The sequence below is a fragment of the Methylobacterium fujisawaense genome (assembly GCF_014138435.1).
In the GTDB taxonomy this organism is placed as follows: Bacteria; Pseudomonadota; Alphaproteobacteria; order Rhizobiales; family Beijerinckiaceae; genus Methylobacterium; species Methylobacterium fujisawaense.
Map to the genome: position 1 here is coordinate 133052 of NZ_JACJIM010000004.1, position 15651 is coordinate 148702.

The 15651-nt window shown below is 67.3% G+C and carries 18 protein-coding genes; 1 reads left to right on the forward strand and 17 read right to left on the reverse strand.

Annotation, left to right across the window (positions count from 1 at the left end; all coding sequences use genetic code 11):
• Nucleotides 1-18: 18 nt before the first annotated feature.
• From fliP to GGQ91_RS13295, 11 genes are all read right to left on the reverse strand, one after another.
• Nucleotides 19-756, reverse strand: coding sequence for a flagellar type III secretion system pore protein FliP (gene fliP, locus GGQ91_RS13245; protein WP_043357262.1), 738 nt, complete (start codon nt 754-756; stop codon nt 19-21).
• A gap of 58 nt (nt 757-814) precedes the next feature.
• A complete protein-coding gene (locus GGQ91_RS13250) occupies nt 815-1297 on the reverse strand; it encodes a flagellar basal body-associated FliL family protein (RefSeq protein ID WP_043357260.1) in 483 nt (160 codons plus the stop codon).
• Nucleotides 1298-1317: 20 nt separating this feature from the next.
• Nucleotides 1318-2016, reverse strand: a complete 699-nt coding sequence (gene flgH / locus GGQ91_RS13255; protein WP_043357258.1) for a flagellar basal body L-ring protein FlgH — start codon at nt 2014-2016, stop codon at nt 1318-1320.
• On the reverse strand, nt 2013-2618 hold the full coding sequence (locus GGQ91_RS13260) for a MotE family protein (protein WP_051045105.1): 606 nt from the start codon (nt 2616-2618) through the stop codon (nt 2013-2015). Before GGQ91_RS13260 ends, flgH begins: the two co-directional genes overlap by 4 nt.
• A gap of 14 nt (nt 2619-2632) precedes the next feature.
• A complete protein-coding gene (gene flgI, locus GGQ91_RS13265) occupies nt 2633-3733 on the reverse strand; it encodes a flagellar basal body P-ring protein FlgI (protein WP_043357256.1) in 1101 nt (366 codons plus the stop codon).
• Nucleotides 3733-4218, reverse strand: a complete 486-nt coding sequence (gene flgA / locus GGQ91_RS13270) for a flagellar basal body P-ring formation chaperone FlgA (protein WP_043379616.1) — start codon at nt 4216-4218, stop codon at nt 3733-3735. Before flgA ends, flgI begins: the two co-directional genes overlap by 1 nt.
• 4 nt (nt 4219-4222) lie before the next feature.
• Nucleotides 4223-5011 carry a flagellar basal-body rod protein FlgG gene (gene flgG, locus GGQ91_RS13275; RefSeq protein ID WP_043357253.1) on the reverse strand — a complete coding sequence of 263 codons (789 nt, stop codon included), beginning with the start codon at nt 5009-5011 and terminating at the stop codon, nt 4223-4225.
• A gap of 92 nt (nt 5012-5103) precedes the next feature.
• A complete protein-coding gene (locus GGQ91_RS13280; RefSeq protein WP_182592182.1) occupies nt 5104-5436 on the reverse strand; it encodes a flagellar hook-basal body complex protein FliE in 333 nt (110 codons plus the stop codon).
• Nucleotides 5436-5852, reverse strand: coding sequence for a flagellar basal body rod protein FlgC (gene flgC / locus GGQ91_RS13285; protein WP_043357249.1), 417 nt, complete (start codon nt 5850-5852; stop codon nt 5436-5438). Before flgC ends, GGQ91_RS13280 begins: the two co-directional genes overlap by 1 nt.
• Nucleotides 5849-6235, reverse strand: a complete 387-nt coding sequence (flgB, locus tag GGQ91_RS13290) for a flagellar basal body rod protein FlgB (RefSeq protein WP_043357248.1) — start codon at nt 6233-6235, stop codon at nt 5849-5851. The genes flgC and flgB overlap by 4 nt, the downstream gene beginning before the upstream one ends.
• A 401-nt stretch (nt 6236-6636) precedes the next feature.
• Nucleotides 6637-7320: a response regulator transcription factor gene (locus tag GGQ91_RS13295; RefSeq protein ID WP_043357246.1), complete on the reverse strand. Its 684-nt coding sequence runs from the start codon at nt 7318-7320 to the stop codon at nt 6637-6639.
• 310 nt (nt 7321-7630) lie between these two features.
• Here GGQ91_RS13295 and GGQ91_RS13300 point away from each other — a divergent pair, with 310 nt between their 5' ends.
• Complete coding sequence (locus tag GGQ91_RS13300; protein ID WP_182592183.1) at nt 7631-10360, forward strand: heparinase; 2730 nt, start codon at nt 7631-7633, stop codon at nt 10358-10360.
• Between the two features lie 563 nt (nt 10361-10923).
• On the opposite strand, the gene GGQ91_RS13305 is transcribed toward GGQ91_RS13300, so the two are convergent.
• From GGQ91_RS13305 to flhA, 6 genes are read right to left on the reverse strand one after another with little or no spacing between them, the layout of a single operon-like run.
• On the reverse strand, nt 10924-11373 hold the full coding sequence (locus GGQ91_RS13305; protein WP_182592184.1) for a hypothetical protein: 450 nt from the start codon (nt 11371-11373) through the stop codon (nt 10924-10926).
• Between the two features lie 4 nt (nt 11374-11377).
• Complete coding sequence (locus GGQ91_RS13310) at nt 11378-11713, reverse strand: hypothetical protein (protein WP_043357243.1); 336 nt, start codon at nt 11711-11713, stop codon at nt 11378-11380.
• A gap of 41 nt (nt 11714-11754) precedes the next feature.
• Entirely contained in the window at nt 11755-12231 is a 477-nt protein-coding gene (locus GGQ91_RS28515) for a rod-binding protein (RefSeq protein WP_043357241.1), read from the reverse strand.
• On the reverse strand, nt 12228-12743 hold the full coding sequence (locus tag GGQ91_RS13320) for a hypothetical protein (protein ID WP_182592185.1): 516 nt from the start codon (nt 12741-12743) through the stop codon (nt 12228-12230). Before GGQ91_RS13320 ends, GGQ91_RS28515 begins: the two co-directional genes overlap by 4 nt.
• A 1-nt stretch (nt 12744) precedes the next feature.
• Nucleotides 12745-13491 (reverse strand): flagellar biosynthesis protein FliR, encoded by a 747-nt coding sequence (gene fliR, locus GGQ91_RS13325; protein ID WP_182592186.1) that lies wholly within the window; start codon nt 13489-13491, stop codon nt 12745-12747.
• 6 nt (nt 13492-13497) lie between these two features.
• Nucleotides 13498-15588, reverse strand: coding sequence for a flagellar biosynthesis protein FlhA (gene flhA / locus GGQ91_RS13330; protein WP_182592187.1), 2091 nt, complete (start codon nt 15586-15588; stop codon nt 13498-13500).
• Nucleotides 15589-15651 lie beyond the last annotated feature (63 nt).

Here is a 15651-nt window from a genome sequence, read left to right on the forward strand (position 1 = left end):
GAATTGTTTCGGGTCTGATTAGAAATACGATTTCACAAGACCGCTGATCAGCATGTTCCATCCGTCGATCAGTACGAAGAACAGGATCTTGAAAGGCAGCGAAATCACCGTCGGCGGCAGCATCATCATACCCATGGACATGACCAGCACCGCGATGACCATGTCGATGACGAGGAAGGGAAGCGCGATCAGGAAGCCGATCTCGAAACCGCGCCGCAGTTCGGAGATCATGAAGGCCGGGATCAGGATCCTCAGGTCGGATCTGCCGCCATCCGGCGCCTTGGACGCATTGGCCGCGGCCATCTCCGCGAAGGTGTCGAGATCCTTCGGTCGGACATGGGCCAGCATGAAGTCCCGGAACGGCGCGGTCACCTTGGCGAAGGCTTCCTCCTCGCTGATCCTGTTCTCGGTGAGCGGGCGGACGCCGTCCTGCCAGGCACGATCGAAGGTCGGCCCCATGACATAGAAGGTCATGAACAGCGACAGGCTGATCAGCACGAGATTCGCCGGGGCGCTCTGGAGGCCCAGCCCCGAGCGGAGGAACGAGAGTGCGACGACGAAGCGGGTGAAGCTCGTCACCATGACAAGGAGACCCGGCGCGATCGACAGGACGGTCATCAGCGCGATGAGCTGGATCATCCGCCCGCTGATCGAGCCGTTTCCTGGGGGCAGAACCTGGTCGAGGCTGAAATTCTGCGCGTGCGCCGCCGTGGCGACAAGGAGGAGCGAGCTCGCGATCCAGACGCGACGCAGCATGGTGTGACTGATCCTGATGATTGTCGGCCGGGGTCGAAGAGGTGGCCGACGGAGCGCCCTACTGGACGACGAGTGTTTCGATGAAGAAGTCTTGGACTTGGCCATTGCTTCGGATCTGGACGCGTTCGGTCAGATCCTCGCGCAAGTGGCTCAGGCCGCTCGGTCCCTCGATCTGCGCGACGGTCAGGGTGCGCAGGTAGCCGACGATGTCCTGGCGGATCTCCGCGGCGATCGCCTTGGGGTTGCCGAGGGCCCCACCCTTGACGACGATGGACGATTCCAGACGGACCCAGACATCGCCGGGGCCGGCGAGGTTCGTCACCACGGTGCCGAGACTCGCGACAGTCGCGTTCGCATCGTAGGGGGCCACCCGCTGGACGCGCTCCTCCTCGGCCTTCTTCCGCTCGTCGACGGCCTTCTCGATCCGTGTGGCCATGTAGAGGCCGCTCGCTCCCCCGACCCCGACCGCCAGGACCGTGAGCATCGCGAGGAGGAGCAGCCAGCGGAGCTTGGAGCGGCGGGATGCGGAATCGGAAGCCATGGATCTCGCCAGCCTCGGGTTCAGAACGGCGTGGCCAGGTCGTAGACCTGCTGGACGACGGCGGGCTGCTGCACCTCCATCAGGCGCCCCCGGCCGCCGTAGGAAACGCGCGCCTCCGCGATCTTGTCGTAGTCGATCGTGTTCCGGCGCGAGATGTCGCGCGGACGGACGATGCCGGCGATGTTCAGGACACGGACCTCGTAATTGACCCGCACTTCCTGCGAGCCGCTGATCAGCAGGTTGCCGTTGGGAAACAGATGCGTGACGACGGCCGCCACGGAGAGCCGGAGCTGCTCTTTGCGGTCGATGGTGCCCTGCCCCTTCGTCGAGGAATTGCCATTGACCTCGTAATGGTTCTTCGACTCCGGCGTGAGACCGAACAGGTCGAACTGGAGATCCAGGCTCGACTTGGCGCGCGAATCGCGCGACCGGTCGGTGGCATTGTCGAACTGGGCCTTGTCGTTCATCGCGATGAGAACGGTCAGCACGTCGCCGACATTCTTGGCGCGCGGATCCTGAAACAGGTCCGCGCTCTGCTGAGCCCAGGTCGAATGGTACCCCTGACCCTGCGTCGCCACGTAGAGCGGCGGCACGCTGTCGTGGTTCGGATCGATGCCGAGGCCCACCGGGCTCAGGGCCGGCGCGCGGCCGATCTCTTGGATGGGCGTCGCGCAAGCCCCGAGGGCCGTGAGCGCCGCGATGGCGGCCAAGCGCTTCATCCTGATGTCTCGCTGTCCTGCGGATGGCGGTCCCCCTCGTCCATACGCGGCTGGGGCTGCGCCTTGACGGCCTCGCCGGGCCTCTGGGGCGTCGGCTTCTTCGGCGGGGTGTTCGTGATGACGTTGGCCAGGCGCGCGGCCCGACCCGGTTCCATCTCGTTCAGGATCGCGCTGGCGATGCGCGCGTCGAGCCGAGTCAGGATCGCGGCTGCCGCCTCGCTGTCCATGGCAGTCAGCTGCTGTGCCGCTGCCTCGGGCCGCATCCGGGCGTAGATCGCCGTGACGCTCTCGTCCGCCTTGGCGAGGAAGGCTTGCCGGCGCTTCAGCCATTCCTCGTACTCGGCACGCTTGGCCTCGAGCTGGCTGATCCGGTTCTCGATATCCTTGGACAGCGCGGTGAGCGCCTCCTTCTGCCAAGCGAAGCGGGCATCGGCGGCGGCGTTCGCGATGCCGGCGCAGTACTGCGCGGGACGGGACTCCTCAGTCTTGCCCGGCTCGCCCGGCTTCTGCTGGGCGGCCGCCTGCGTTGCCGACAGCGCGACGGCTGAGGTCAGGAAAAGGCCGCGCCAGCTCCGTACGGAGTCCAGGCCGATGCGGCGCATGCGGATTGGACCGGTCATTGGATCACCAGCTCCGCCTGCAGGGCCCCCGCCGTCTTCACGGCCTGGAGGATGGCGATCACGTCCGTCGGCTTCATCCCGACATTGTTCAGGCCCCGGATCAGGGTCTGCAGGTCGGGCCCCGAGACGATCGCGAGGCGTGCCATCCGCTCGCCCGCCTCGATGTCGGTCCGCGGCACGACGGTCGTCTGCCCGTCGGAGAACGGAGCGGGCTGGGACACCTGCGGGGTCTCGGTGATGCGCACGGTGAGGTCGCCGTGCGTCACCGCCACGGTGGAGACCTGGACGTTCCGGCCGATCACGACGGTGCCGGTCCGCTGGTCGATCACCACCTTCGCGGGAATATCCGGCTGGACCTGCAATTCGCCGATCTCGGCCATGAATCGGGTCCGACCCACATGGCCGGGCCGGGACAGGACGACGGTTCGGTAGTCGCGCGGGCTCGCAGCACGCTTCCCGTACTTCTGGAGCGTGTAGGCGTTGATGGCGTCGGAGATCAGGACGGCCGTGCGGAAATCCGGGTTCTTCAGTTCGAGCGCCATGCCCGGCAACTCGTTGAACGTGCCGGCGACGGCGCGCTCCACCAGCGCGCCGTTGGGGATCCGGGCGGCCGTCGCCACCCCGGAGACCAGGGACTCCGCCTGCCCAGTGGCGCTGAACCCGGAGACGACGAGGGCGCCCTGGGCGACCGCATAGACTTGCCCGTCTCCGCCCGAGAGCGGTGTCATCAGCAGGGTGCCGCCGCGCAGGGAGGTGGCGTCGCCCATGGAGTTCACGGAGACGTCGACGCGCGAGCCCGGCTCCACGTAGGCCGGAAGGTTGGCGGTGACCATGACCGCCGCGACGTTGCGGGTTCGCAGCCGCTGGTCGCGCACGTTGATGCCCAGGCGATCGAGCATCGATTGCAGGGATTGTTCCGTGAACTGCGCGTTGCGCAGGGTATCGCCGGTGCTCTGCAGGCCGGTGACGAGCCCGTAGCCGACGATCTGATTGTCGCGCACGCCCTGGAGCGACGCGATGTCCTTGATCCGCGTCGCCGCTGCAGGCGCCGGCCAGAGAGCGAGGGCGGTCAGGAGAAGGGACAGCAGCCGGCGCATCACGGCTGCCCCGTCCGGACGTGGCCATCGGGCTGGACGATGCCCTGGACGACCCGTCCCGTCGCCAAGTTCCGCACGCTGACCGCCTCGTTCACGGCGGCGTTCGCCAGGGCCTGGCCGACGGTGGTGATCACCACCCCGTGCTCCTCGAAGACGATCACGGTCGGGGTGCCCCGGGTCACGAGCTTTGCCTCTTCGAGGGCGGTCGACGGGATCGTCTCGCCGGGCAGGAGGGTCCGCCGGGCGATCCGTCCGACCGCATGCGCCACCGAGTCGACGACCGGCAGACGCGGCCGGTAGCTTTCCGGATAGGCCTGCTCGCGCAGCATCGTCGGCTTGATCACGTCGCCCGCGTAGATCGTGGCGACCGGCACCGGCAGGACCTGTTCCGCGGCGACGGCCGGCACGGACGCGAGGCCGAGCGTGCAGGCCGCGCCCAGCGCTATCCGTGCCACGATCCCGACGGGGCGAGCTGCATGGGCCATGGTTTTAGCGGATGCCCTTCGAGATCGTGCCGGCCATCTCGTCCGCGGCCTGGATCACCTTCGAGTTCATCTCGAAGGCCCGCTGCGCCGAGATCAGACTGGTGATCTCCCGGACCGGGTCGACGTTGGAGGTCTCCAGATAGCCCTGGTGGATCTTGCCGAAGCCGGGATCGCCGGCGAATCCGGTGACCGGAAGTCCCGAGGCAGCGGTCTCGCGGTACAGGCCGTTGCCCAGGGGCTCGAGCCCGGCATCGTTGGTGAAGTTGGCGATCTGGAGCTGGCCGATCGTCTGCGGCAATTGCTGTCCGTCGACCTTGACCATCACTTGGCCGGTCTCGTTGATCACCACGTCGACGGCGTTCTGCGGGATGATGATCGCCGGATCGACGCTGTAGCCCTCCGCGGTGACCAGGCGCCCGTCGGCGTTCTTGTTGAAGGAGCCGGCGCGGGTGTAGTTGATCTCGCCGTTGGGCATCGTCACCTGGAACCAGCCCCGGCCGTTGAGCGCGAGATCGAGGGGATTGGTCGTGTTGTTGAGCGGGCCCTGCCGGTGCAGGTTCCGGATCGCGGTGTTGCGCACGCCGAGGCCGAGCATGGCGCCTTCGGGGATCGCCGACTCGCCGGCCTGGATCGGGACGCCCGCCGGCCGTTCGGCCTGATAGATGAGGTCCTTGAATTCCGCGCGGGCCGCCTTGAACGCTGTCGTGTTCAGGTTCGCGATGTTGTTGGCGATGACTTCCACGTTCAATTGCTGGGCATTCATGCCCGTGGCCGCGATGGCGAGCGCTCTCATGACCGGATCCTTGCGCGGGAGGAATGGGTGACGGTGTTCGGGTAGGGGCTGAGCGCCGCCCCGGGGCGGCGCCGTCGTGGCGGGCGGACGCGTCAGATCGCCATGCGGACGATTTCCAGGTAGGCGGCGACGACCTTGTCCCGGATGGCGACCGCCGTCTGGAGGGTCTGCTCGGCGGACATCACCGCCTCCACCACGGCCTGGGTGGATGTCTTGCCCTGAATCCCGGAGATGGCGGCCGCCTCGCCGGTCTTCACCGTGTCGCGCATCTGACCCGCGATCTGGGTCAGGAGGTCGCCGAAATTCGATGCGGGTCCCGCAGGGGCCGCCTGCCGGATCCCGGGCATCGTGAGGCCGAGGTCGGCCGCGCCGAAGACGGCGTTCGTGTCGGTGACGCTTGTGAGGGCGGCGAGGGACTGGATCATCACGGCCTCAGGAGTTCGATGATGCTGGCGATCATCGAGCGGGTCTGCTTGATCATCTGAAGGTTGGCCTCGTAGGAGCGGTTGGCCTCCCGCATGTCGGCCATCTCAATCAGCATGTTCACGTTCGGCAGCTTGACGTTCCCGTTCGCGTCCGCCGCCGGGTTCCCGGGATCGTACTCGACCCGGAACGGCGCCGTGTCCTGCCCGACCTGGCGGACCGCGACGGCCGCCGTCCCGGAGGCCCGGTCGAGGGCCGTCCGGAACGTGATCGTCTTGCGCGTATAGGGATCGGCTCCCGCGGTGAGGCCCGTGGATTGCGCGTTCGCGATGTTCTCCGAGATGACGCGCATGCGCTCGGACTGCGCCTCCATGCCGGAGCCGGCGATCCGCGATGAGGCGGCGAGCGGATCGATCATTGGCCGGCCTTCACGCTCAGGGCCAGCATCCGGTTGAACGCCTTCACCACGCCGCTGTTGAGGGCTTGGTCGCGGCTGACTTCGCCGGACTTCATCATCTGTTCCTCGATGCTGACCGAGTTGCCGGAATGGACGACGTCCCAGCCGGCCGATGACGTCGCGCGCGCCGGTCGCGTGCCGGCACCGTTGGCCTCAAGGTGGCCCGTATGGGTCGCCGCCATCGTCAGAGCCGTCTTGTCCATCAGGTCCCGGAACGGGGTCAGGTCCCGGGCGCGATAGCCAGGCGTGTTGGCATTCGCGATATTGCCAGCGATCACGGCTTGGCGTGCCGCAAGATGTTGCAGCTGACGGGATGCGATGTTGAACAGAAAGATCGGGTTCATGACCTGTCGGCTTTCTGACGGGATAAGTCAGGAGGCGGGAAAATCCCGCTGGCGAGGGGCGTATCCTGGGCCGCAACGTTCGTTGTACGGCGAAACATTGTTCTGCAGGCGGATCTTTCCTCGATCTGTCTTGTCCGAAGCTTGTGGCGGCCTCCCGCCGCGCTCTCGGGGGGGGGCGCGTGTCCGGTCCGGCCGTTCCGCGGGTTGATCCCCGTGCGGTCTGGGAGGCGCGGAGCCGGCGTCCGGCACGCCCAGGCTGCGGCCGGATCATCTCCGCGCTGCTTCTCATGCCGGACATGCGGGCCACCGGACGATGGACGTCCGGCCGCCTGTCCGCGACGGGCCGGCCAGGAGACCGGCCCTTGTGATGAGCGGATTCCCGCAGAACTCGGATAGAGAGGTCAATTTACAAAGGCGTACCCGAGATAACGCCGAACTTCGATAGGATCGAAACTCAGCTTTTGCCGAAGTTTCTTGCGAAGTTTACTGATGTGACCCTCGATCACGCTTTCGTCCACGTCGCTCGTGAAGGCGCCGTAGACCGCATTGAACACCTGCTCCTTGGTCATCCGGCGCCCGCGATTGCGGACCAGAAATTCGAGGATCTGGCGTTCGCGGCGCGGCAGGGGCATTTTTTCCCCATCGACGTCGGGGTCGCGGCCGTCGAAGTACACCCTCAGCCGCGCGGTCCGGTCCGCCACGACGCTGTCGCTGGCCCTCTCGCGCTGCGAGCGCCGCCATACGGCCTCGGTCCGGGCGAGGATCTCGCGGACATGGACCGGTTTGCGGACGACGTCGTCGATGCCGGCCCTGAACAGATCCAGCGTCTCGGTCAGGCAGCGGGTCTCGATCATCGCGATGATGGGTGCGCGGGACCGCTTCTGAATCATCTCCGGCAGATCGGGCCGCTGCTCACAATTGCCCAGGAGGAAGCCCTGGACGGCGTCCAGATCCGTCTCGGGGGCGGACTGAATCCAGCCTTCAAAATCATCGGCCACTAATCCAACCGATGTCACGCCCTCGCGATTGAAGTTGGCCACGTAACCATCGGTAACCATCGGCCGCTCATCGACAATGACGTACATTGCCATAAGTCTCCGTCGACATTCTTGCGTTAAAGATCAAAAATTGTCTTTTCTTCGTCTTTGATTCCCTGATTTTCTCAATGGATCAAACGTGAGACAGCGTCAACATCTTGTTATGAGATTCTATCAAAGAAAATTCGTAGAGAATTGTAGCGAAAATTGAGGCGCGATATCCAAGAATAAAGGAATCATCGCAAAGTTTATCGAATTTTATGGCGTTTGCGGAATGGTGCGTCCCATATTGCGGGATCCGCCAAGATGATCGCACGCGCCCAGCGACGCTTCGATCCTGCGAGATCTGCCTGAGCCGATGTCCGAACGACACACCTTCACGCCCGACTCGGCGCGACCGGACGCGGGCGCTGCACAGGCGCCCGATGCGAGCCATGCGGTTGGCAACAGGAATCGCTGGTCGCGGGTCGTCTTCGCGTTCGAGCGTTTGATCGGCGACCGCTGGTATGAGTTCAACGCATACATGATCTGCGCTGCTGCCGAGGGATGTCCGGGCGTCCGGGACTTCGCGGCGATCGGTGTCGCATTCCGCGCGCAGGATCAGTCCGAGATCGATTTCGGCCGCATCCCGGGATTGGCGCGGACCTCGATCGACGCGCACGGAGACTGGATCGCCGGACCGATGTCGGAGGGCGGCGCGGGGTCGATCGGCGCTCCCATCCGCTGCCGCTTCTATCTCCCGGCGCCCGCCTCCCAAGTCGGCGTGACCATCAGGAGCTGGCGCAACACGCACCCGTTCCGGATCGTGCAGCCGGAGATCCGGCAGGCCGTTCCGGACGCGGCCCACCCTGAGGACGGGGGCCCCGAATCGGCGCGGGGCTGGTTCGGCCAGGACAGCCGGATCGTCCTCGGTCCCCGGCCCGCCTGGTTGCGGCACGGGCTGGTTCCCGGGCGTGCCCTCGTGTTCAAGGGGCAGGTCATCGCGCAGGGCCAGTCGGACGGTGCCCTGGCTCAGGTGTCCTTCCGCGACGCGCGGGGCAACCCGATCCCGCCGCCCTACCCCGGTACCCTGGCCACCCTGTCGATCCCCGCCTTCCTCGACATCCCGGTCCACCGGGAGGCCTACCGCTTCACCCTGAAGGTCTCGCCGCCCCCCCAGGCGGCGACGGTGGAGATCGGCTTCGCCACCTGGGATCCGGATGCGCGCCTTGCACTGGCCGCCGCACCGGACGTGTTCCTGGACGACGAGTTGCGCTTGGCCAATCTTGCGGAGGAAGCCGGCCCGGACGCCGAAGCCGTCCTGGCGCATCTGCTCGGCCGCCTCGGCGCCCCGCGGCCAACCCAGGGCGCCGCCGCGGGGTCGATCCTGCCCTATCTCGACCCCGCCCTTCTGGAGGAAGCGCCGTCGCCGTTGCGCAGCGTCGCGCTCCTGCGGGACGGGCCGGACGCCGCGGCCTGGGCTGACGGTTCCGTCAGTCTCGCGTCTTGCCCGGCCTGGGCGCTCCCGGAGGTGCCGGACTGGGGGAGCGATCCGTTCCGGTCGCATGCGTGGCGCCTTGCGTTCCAGTCCCTCTCCTGGACCTGTGCGGCCGCCGGAAATCCTGAGCGCGCGGTTCGGGACCGGGCGGTCGCTGTCGCCCTGGCCTGGTCCCGCGCGAATCCCTGGGGCCGGCCGGCCGACACGCTGAGCCTGCATCCCGCCTGCATGGCGATGCGCCTGGAGGCGATGCTGTGCCTGCTGGGCGCTGCGATGCGGGATGGCGATGCGGCGGACCGTTCGGCCGTCGAGCGTCTTGGGGCCGAGATCGTCCGGCATGCCGCGGCCCTGGCGGAGATCCTGGCCCAGCACACGGTGGCGGGGTCGTTGCTGGAGGCGCAGGTGGCGGCGTCCCTGATGGCGGCCGGCGTCACCCTGCCGGCCTTTCCGATGGCGCGGCACTGGACCGACCTCGCGATGATCGCCCTGCGCAGCGGCTTCGAGGCGATGATCGATCCCGAGGGGGCGGTCACGGAGCCATCCTACCACCGCAGACTCGAGATCCTCACGCTCGCCCTGGTCCTGATGCCGGTCCTGAAGGGCCGGCCGGATCTGGCCCCCCTGGCGGACATCCTCGACCTCCGCCTCGCGAGGGCCTGGGGCGGGCTGATCGCGCTGCTCGAGCCGGACGGCGCCCTGCCGCCTTTCGACGATGCCCCTGGGCATACGGACCGGTATCGCTGGATGGGGCGCGTTGCGGCCGCCCATCGTCACCCCTGGATGACCGGTCCGGCGGTGGGGCCGACGAGCGGCGCATGGCCCCTCCCCGGCGCCCCGATTCCGTCCGGAACCATTCTCCTGCGCCGGACGGACGCCGCCGCAGGCTGGTCCGCCTTCACGGCGGATTTCTCCGAGCAGATCCACCCGCAGGATCACCGGGACTGCACCTCCTTCACGTTCGCCACGGGCGGTCTGCGGTGGATCACGGAACGGGGCGGCTCGCAGGCCGAGCCCTTCGGTCCGCGCGGCCTGCATCCGGCGGCGGCGCGCGCCCACAACATCGCCATCCCGGAGGGCCGCGAGCCGGGTGCGGGCGTCGGAACGGCCCTGGCGACCCTCACCCTCGGCGAGGCCGCCGTGCATCTCATCGAGACGAGCGTCCACGGGCCGGACTACCGCCATGTCCGGGCCTTCGTGCTGCTGAACGACCTCGCCGGGATGGCCGTCTTCGACCGGTTCCTGACGGGCGACCGTCCCCTCTCGGTCGAAGGGTTCCTGCACTTCGACCCCAGCGTGGTGGTCGCCCTGGATCCATCGCATCGGATCTTCGGCCTTCGGGGCGAACGACGGCTGCACATCGTACCCCACGGCCTCGCCGGCCGGATCGACGATATCGGGGTGCATCGCCCATGGGCGGAACCGCCGGCGCCGGTTCCGCATCCGCGCGCGGGTGCGCATCATCGGGCGCGGCCCGGTCCCTGCCTCCGCTACACACTATCGGGCGCGCGATGCGTGGCCGGCGGCCTTCTCATCGCCGGCGCCTCGGACGGCATCGCGCGGCTGATGCGCGCGGTCGAGGCGGTGGGGCTCCGGCGTCGCCTCACGGAATGAGGATCGTGCGCCGGCAGGGCCGGGTCCGTCCCCGGGTCCCTGCGGTCGCCCGAGGCGTCCTGACAGGTGGGTTCGGCCGGCTCCCCGACGCCGATGCCCGCGGCATCCCGACGAAGCGCCCCCCTCGGCCCGGGACGGAGGCGTCGAACGGGCCTTCGGGATCCGTCGTAGGATCGCAAGATCCGGGTGCAGGCGGCTGCCGAGGCGCGCGGCCGTGCCGTCGCCCGCCGCATCGCGCCAGGACAGGGTCGTGCGCTGCCGCGCGCGCTCCCCTCGATCGATCGAGTCCCGGGCGTGCGGTGGCCGGCCGCGGTTCTTCGGCCCGGGCCTCCGCAAGCCGATCAGGAGGACGGCGGCCCGGCCGGCGAGCCCGAAGACGGGCGCGGCGAACAGCCCGCCCTCTGCCCCGCGTGAAACGCCCATGGCCGCAGCGGGGTCGAGCGGCTCCGGCGCGCTTCATGCCGGTACGGGCGGAGGCCCCACGCTGCGAGAAAACCGCCGGCCGCCTCACCGGCTTCCGCCGCCTCGCCGCGGCTCGCGGCTGAATCCCGTGACGCCGGGCCTCAGCTCCGGATGTCCTTCTTGGTGATGAAGTTGAAGTTCTCAACCATCACATCCTTCACGATCTCGGAGCCAAGACGCTCGTTGACACGTCGTTTGATCTCGTCCAGGCGCCTGTTGATGTCGTACTTCTTGAGATTGCGGAAATCGAGGTCGCCGTCGCTGTAGATCTGGCGGAACGACTCGTCCATCACGAACGGCTCCGGGGTCACGCCCAGGCCCTTGATCAGGTGCGAGTCGGCCGTGAAGATGATCGTGGCCAGGATGTAGCCCTGGACGTTCCCATCCGCGATGATCGGAATGTTGAGGGGGCGCAGCTTCTGATAGGTCAGCCCCTCCAGATACTCCTCGGCTTTGGGTTTCGGCAAAGCCGGTATCCAGGAGATCACCGCGTAGCTGGACAGCACCGTGATGGCGCAGATCCACAATCCGGTGATGACGATGCGAGTCACGCGGTCACTCCTGGTAGCGCAGGACGGCCGAGTAGGTGCCGTCGGATTCCGCGCTCTGGATCATGGTGGAGACGAGATCCGAGACCTCCTGCATGGCACGCAAGTGGATGCCCAGGAGTTCGTGGTTGCGTCGCAGCTTGGCGCGGACCCGCTCCAGCCCCTCGATCTCGGGCGGGCTCAGCCGGTCCGCGCTGATCGTCCGTCCGAGACGAGCCAGTTCTACGAGGCTCTGACTCTTGCGGCGGTTGAAATCGTCCTGATCCCGCAGGTCGTGCACCGTCAGAGAGGTGGTCTCGGCGTCGATGGTCGCTTCGAGGCGGGCCAGGGATGATAGCAGCATGATCCGTGTCCGGGGTGTCGGTGGGGCGGAGCGGGGTTGCGTCAGACCGCCGGGATCCGGGACGCGGGGGCCGGGGCTCTGGTGTCCGGGTGTGACGCCTCGATCATCCGGGCGATGCCGATGCCGCCGGCCTTGGCCAGCTGGGCGCCGAGCTGCTCGGCCAGCATCGACTTCCAGATCGCCCCGGCATTGCCCTTGCCGTAGACCGCCGATGCGCCCTGCGGGAGCATCGATTCGACGAAGGTCTGAAGGACGAAGGCCTCGAATTGCTGGGCGGGGGTTCCCTTCGTCCGGGGCGACGGCAGGGTTGCGGCCGTGCGGAACCGCGTCAGCACGGAATCGGCGCTCGGCTGCGGCGCTACGGCGAACCCGGTCCGGTTGCCCGAGGCCGTTCCCAGGGCGTCCGCGAAGGTTCCGGGCGCGCCTTGGGTGAGCTTGGTGACCGCGGCCTGATAGCGGGCGGGATCCGCCGCGCGCGCAACGTCGAGGACGATATCGGAGGGAGGCTGGACGCTCACGGCGTACTCGTATCCGGATTGTTGCGATCGCGACGAGCCCAGCCGTCAAGGCTGGACACATCCGCCGGGCCCACGGGAGACCTTGGCTCGTCCTGCAGGTTAACCGGCTTGGCTGACCGGAGGCTTGCCTCCGTGGTGAGGCCCAGATGGTCGAGGCGCTCCGCCCAATCCCGCTTCTCCGCGTGCTGGCGCTGGGCGGTCTCCAGGCGTCCGACCCACAGCTCAGTCCGCTTGTGCTGCGTGGAGCGTTCCATCAGCCTCAGTGCAGAGATGTCGCGTTCCGCGCGCAGCTCCTGGGCCTCAATCGCCAGGCGCCTCAGCCGCCCGACCGCCGTGGCGCGCAGCGGCTCGTGAAACGCAGACGCTTCGTTGAGGGCGCGAATCAGATCCGCCTGGGCCATGTCGGCCGCCTGAACCCGGCGGTCCAGGGCGGCAAGGTCCCGCTCGGCGAGCTGGTGCATGCGGTCCTGCAGGCGCAGCAGCCGCATCGCCCGGCTCAGGCGTGTCCGCATGTCAGCCTCTCTTCAGCCAATGCCCGTACTCGAGGGCGAACTGCCCGAGCAGATCCGTGGACAGGACCATCAGCAGCAGGAGGCCGCCGAACAGGATGAACGGTGTCGCGATGAAGAACACCGGAATCTGTGGTGTGAGCTTGTTGGCGAGCCCCAGGGCGAGATTGACCAGCACGGAGTAAATGATGAACGGGCTCGTCACACGAACGGCCATGACGAAGGCCGCCGTGATCCGGTCGACGTAGCCGGCCAGCATGGGCCGCGCGCCGAACGGGTTCCCGGCCGGGATGCGGTCGTAGGAGGCGACCAATCCGCGGAACAGTTCCCAGTGCAGGTCCATGCTGAACACCAGCACCGTCGCCGCCATCATGATCAGCGAGCCGGCGAGGGAGGCCGCTTCGTGTTCGGCGACGGGATTCCCCGGGATGCCTCCCAGACCGATCATCGTCGCCAGGGCGCTGCCCATGGTTTCGAGCGCGAAATAGAAGGATCGGCCGAAGAAGCCGATGGCGAACCCGGTGAGCGTCTCGCATCCGACCCACCAGAGAATGTCGGCCGGCCCTGCACCCCTCAGGCCCAAACCGAGTTTCGGCAGAAGCATGGGGGCCACCGCCAAGGTCACGGTCAGGGCGATGAACAGGCGGATGTGCGGGGCCACCCGCGCACTGGACAGGCCCGGCGCCACCAGCAGGCACCCGCCGACACGACAGAAGATCACGAAGACGCCGAGGATCGTGTCCGAGATCATCGGGGGTCAGGAGATCGTACCGAGGGACTTGATCTCAACGCCGCGGGCGATCTCGACATGCGACAGCACGGGGACCGTCGGAAACAGGCGCTCGATGATCATCCGCACGTAGCTGCGCACCTCCGGCGCCGTGACCAGGGCGAATTTGTGCGACGTCTTCAAATGGGCGCGGATGGCCTCGGAGGCCTCGACGCCGAACTGCTCGATCAGCCGCGGATCGAGATCGACCTCGACCACATCGCCCTTGGCGTCGCGCTTGAGGCCTTGATGGAAGGTGAGATCCCAGCGGCTGCCGAGGCGCAGGACGTTGAGGACGCCGTTCTCGGCGAGATCGCCGCAGATCTGCTGCGCGATCCGCAGCCGGACATGCTCGGCGATCTGCTCCGCCCGGCGGGCATGGGGGACGATCTCGGCGATGGCCTCGATGATCAGGTGCAGGTTCCGGATCGAGACCCGCTCGGCGAGGAGCAGCTTGAGCACGGCCTGCAGGCCTGAGTACGATATCTGCGACGGACAGATGTCGTCGACCAGCCGCTTGTATTCCGAATCGAGCCGCTCGATCAGCATCCTCAAGTCCTTGTAGGAGAGGAGCTGGGGCAGGTTGTTGCGGATCACCTCGCTGACATGGGTCAGCATCACGGAGTGCCAGTCGATCGGACTGAAGCCCTCGCGCCGGGCCTCCTGGGCGTAGGCATCCGGCACCCAGACGGCCCGCATGCCGAAGGCCGGCTCGCGCACCTCCTCGCCGGCAATGCTGGGCAGCGGACCGTCACCCACGACGATCATGGTCTCGCCGGGGCGCATCTGCTGGGCGGCGATGACGGTTCCGTGGATCGCGATCTCATAGCTCTTGCTCGGGACCGTCAGGGATTCGACCAGCTTGATGTCCGGAACCACGAATCCGTATTGCTGCGCGAACTTCCGGCGCATCCGGCCGACCCGGTGGGCCAGTTCGTTCTGCGCGCCCTGCATCTGAACCGCGAGGTGCTTGCCCAGCCGCAACTCGATCTCGGCGGTTTTCAGCGAGTCCTTCACGGCCTCGCTCTCCTGGTGCTCAAGGAGACGCTGCTGCTCCTTGGCCTTCACCGCGGCATCGACCTTCGATTGCGCCTCCGCGAGGCGGCGCGGGATCAGATAGGCGATGGTGCCCATCAAGACGCTCAGGACGGCGAAGGGCAGGAACGGCATCCCGGGCAGGATCGCGAAGACCAGCATCAGACCCGAGGCGACGAACAGCGCCCGCGGATATGCGCCGAGCTGGCCGAGGACGGCCTGCTCGGCGGTTCCGCGCGTCCCCCCCTTGGACACGAGAAGGCCCGCGGCCAGGGACACGATGAGGGCCGGAATCTGCGAGACGAGTCCGTCACCGACCGAGAGCTTGGTGAAGACGTCGGCGGCCTTGCCCAGCGGCAGGCTGTGACGGGTGACGCCGATGATGATGCCGCCGAAGATGTTGACCGCGATGACGATCAGGCTGGCGATGGCTTCGCCGCGCACGAACTTCGAGGCGCCGTCCATGGATCCGAAGAACGCGCTCTCCTCCTCCAGCTCGCGCCGACGCCGCTGCGCCTCCTTGTCGTCGATGAGGCCGGCTGAGAGATCGGCGTCGATCGCCATCTGCTTGCCGGGGATCGCGTCCAGGGTGAAGCGCGCGCCGACCTCCGCGATGCGCGTGGCGCCCTTGGTGATCACGAGGAAGTTGACCGTGATCAGAATGGCGAACACCACGAGCCCGATCACGAAGTCGCCGCTCATCACGAACTGCGAGAAGCCCTGGATGACGTGGCCGGCCGCGTCGACGCCCGCATCCCCGTTGGACAGGATCAGCCGCGTCGTCGCGATACCGAGGGCCAGACGCAGCAGCGTCGCGATCAGCAGGATCGTGGGAAAGGACGAGAATTCCAGCGGTTTGTGGATCCAGAGCGCGACCATGAGGATCAGCACCGAGATGGCGATGGAGAGCGCCAGCCCGATATCGATCAGCACGGCCGGAACGGGCAGGAACAGGATCGCGAGGATCGCGATGATGCCGATCGCGAACCAGACATCCCGCCGGATTCGTCTGTCCGGCGCGAGCGCTTGTACGGCCGATGCCACGCTCTCACCCCCTCGTGTCGTGATGGGACTTCTGGATCATCAAGCTTGCGCCTGCATGGCGTC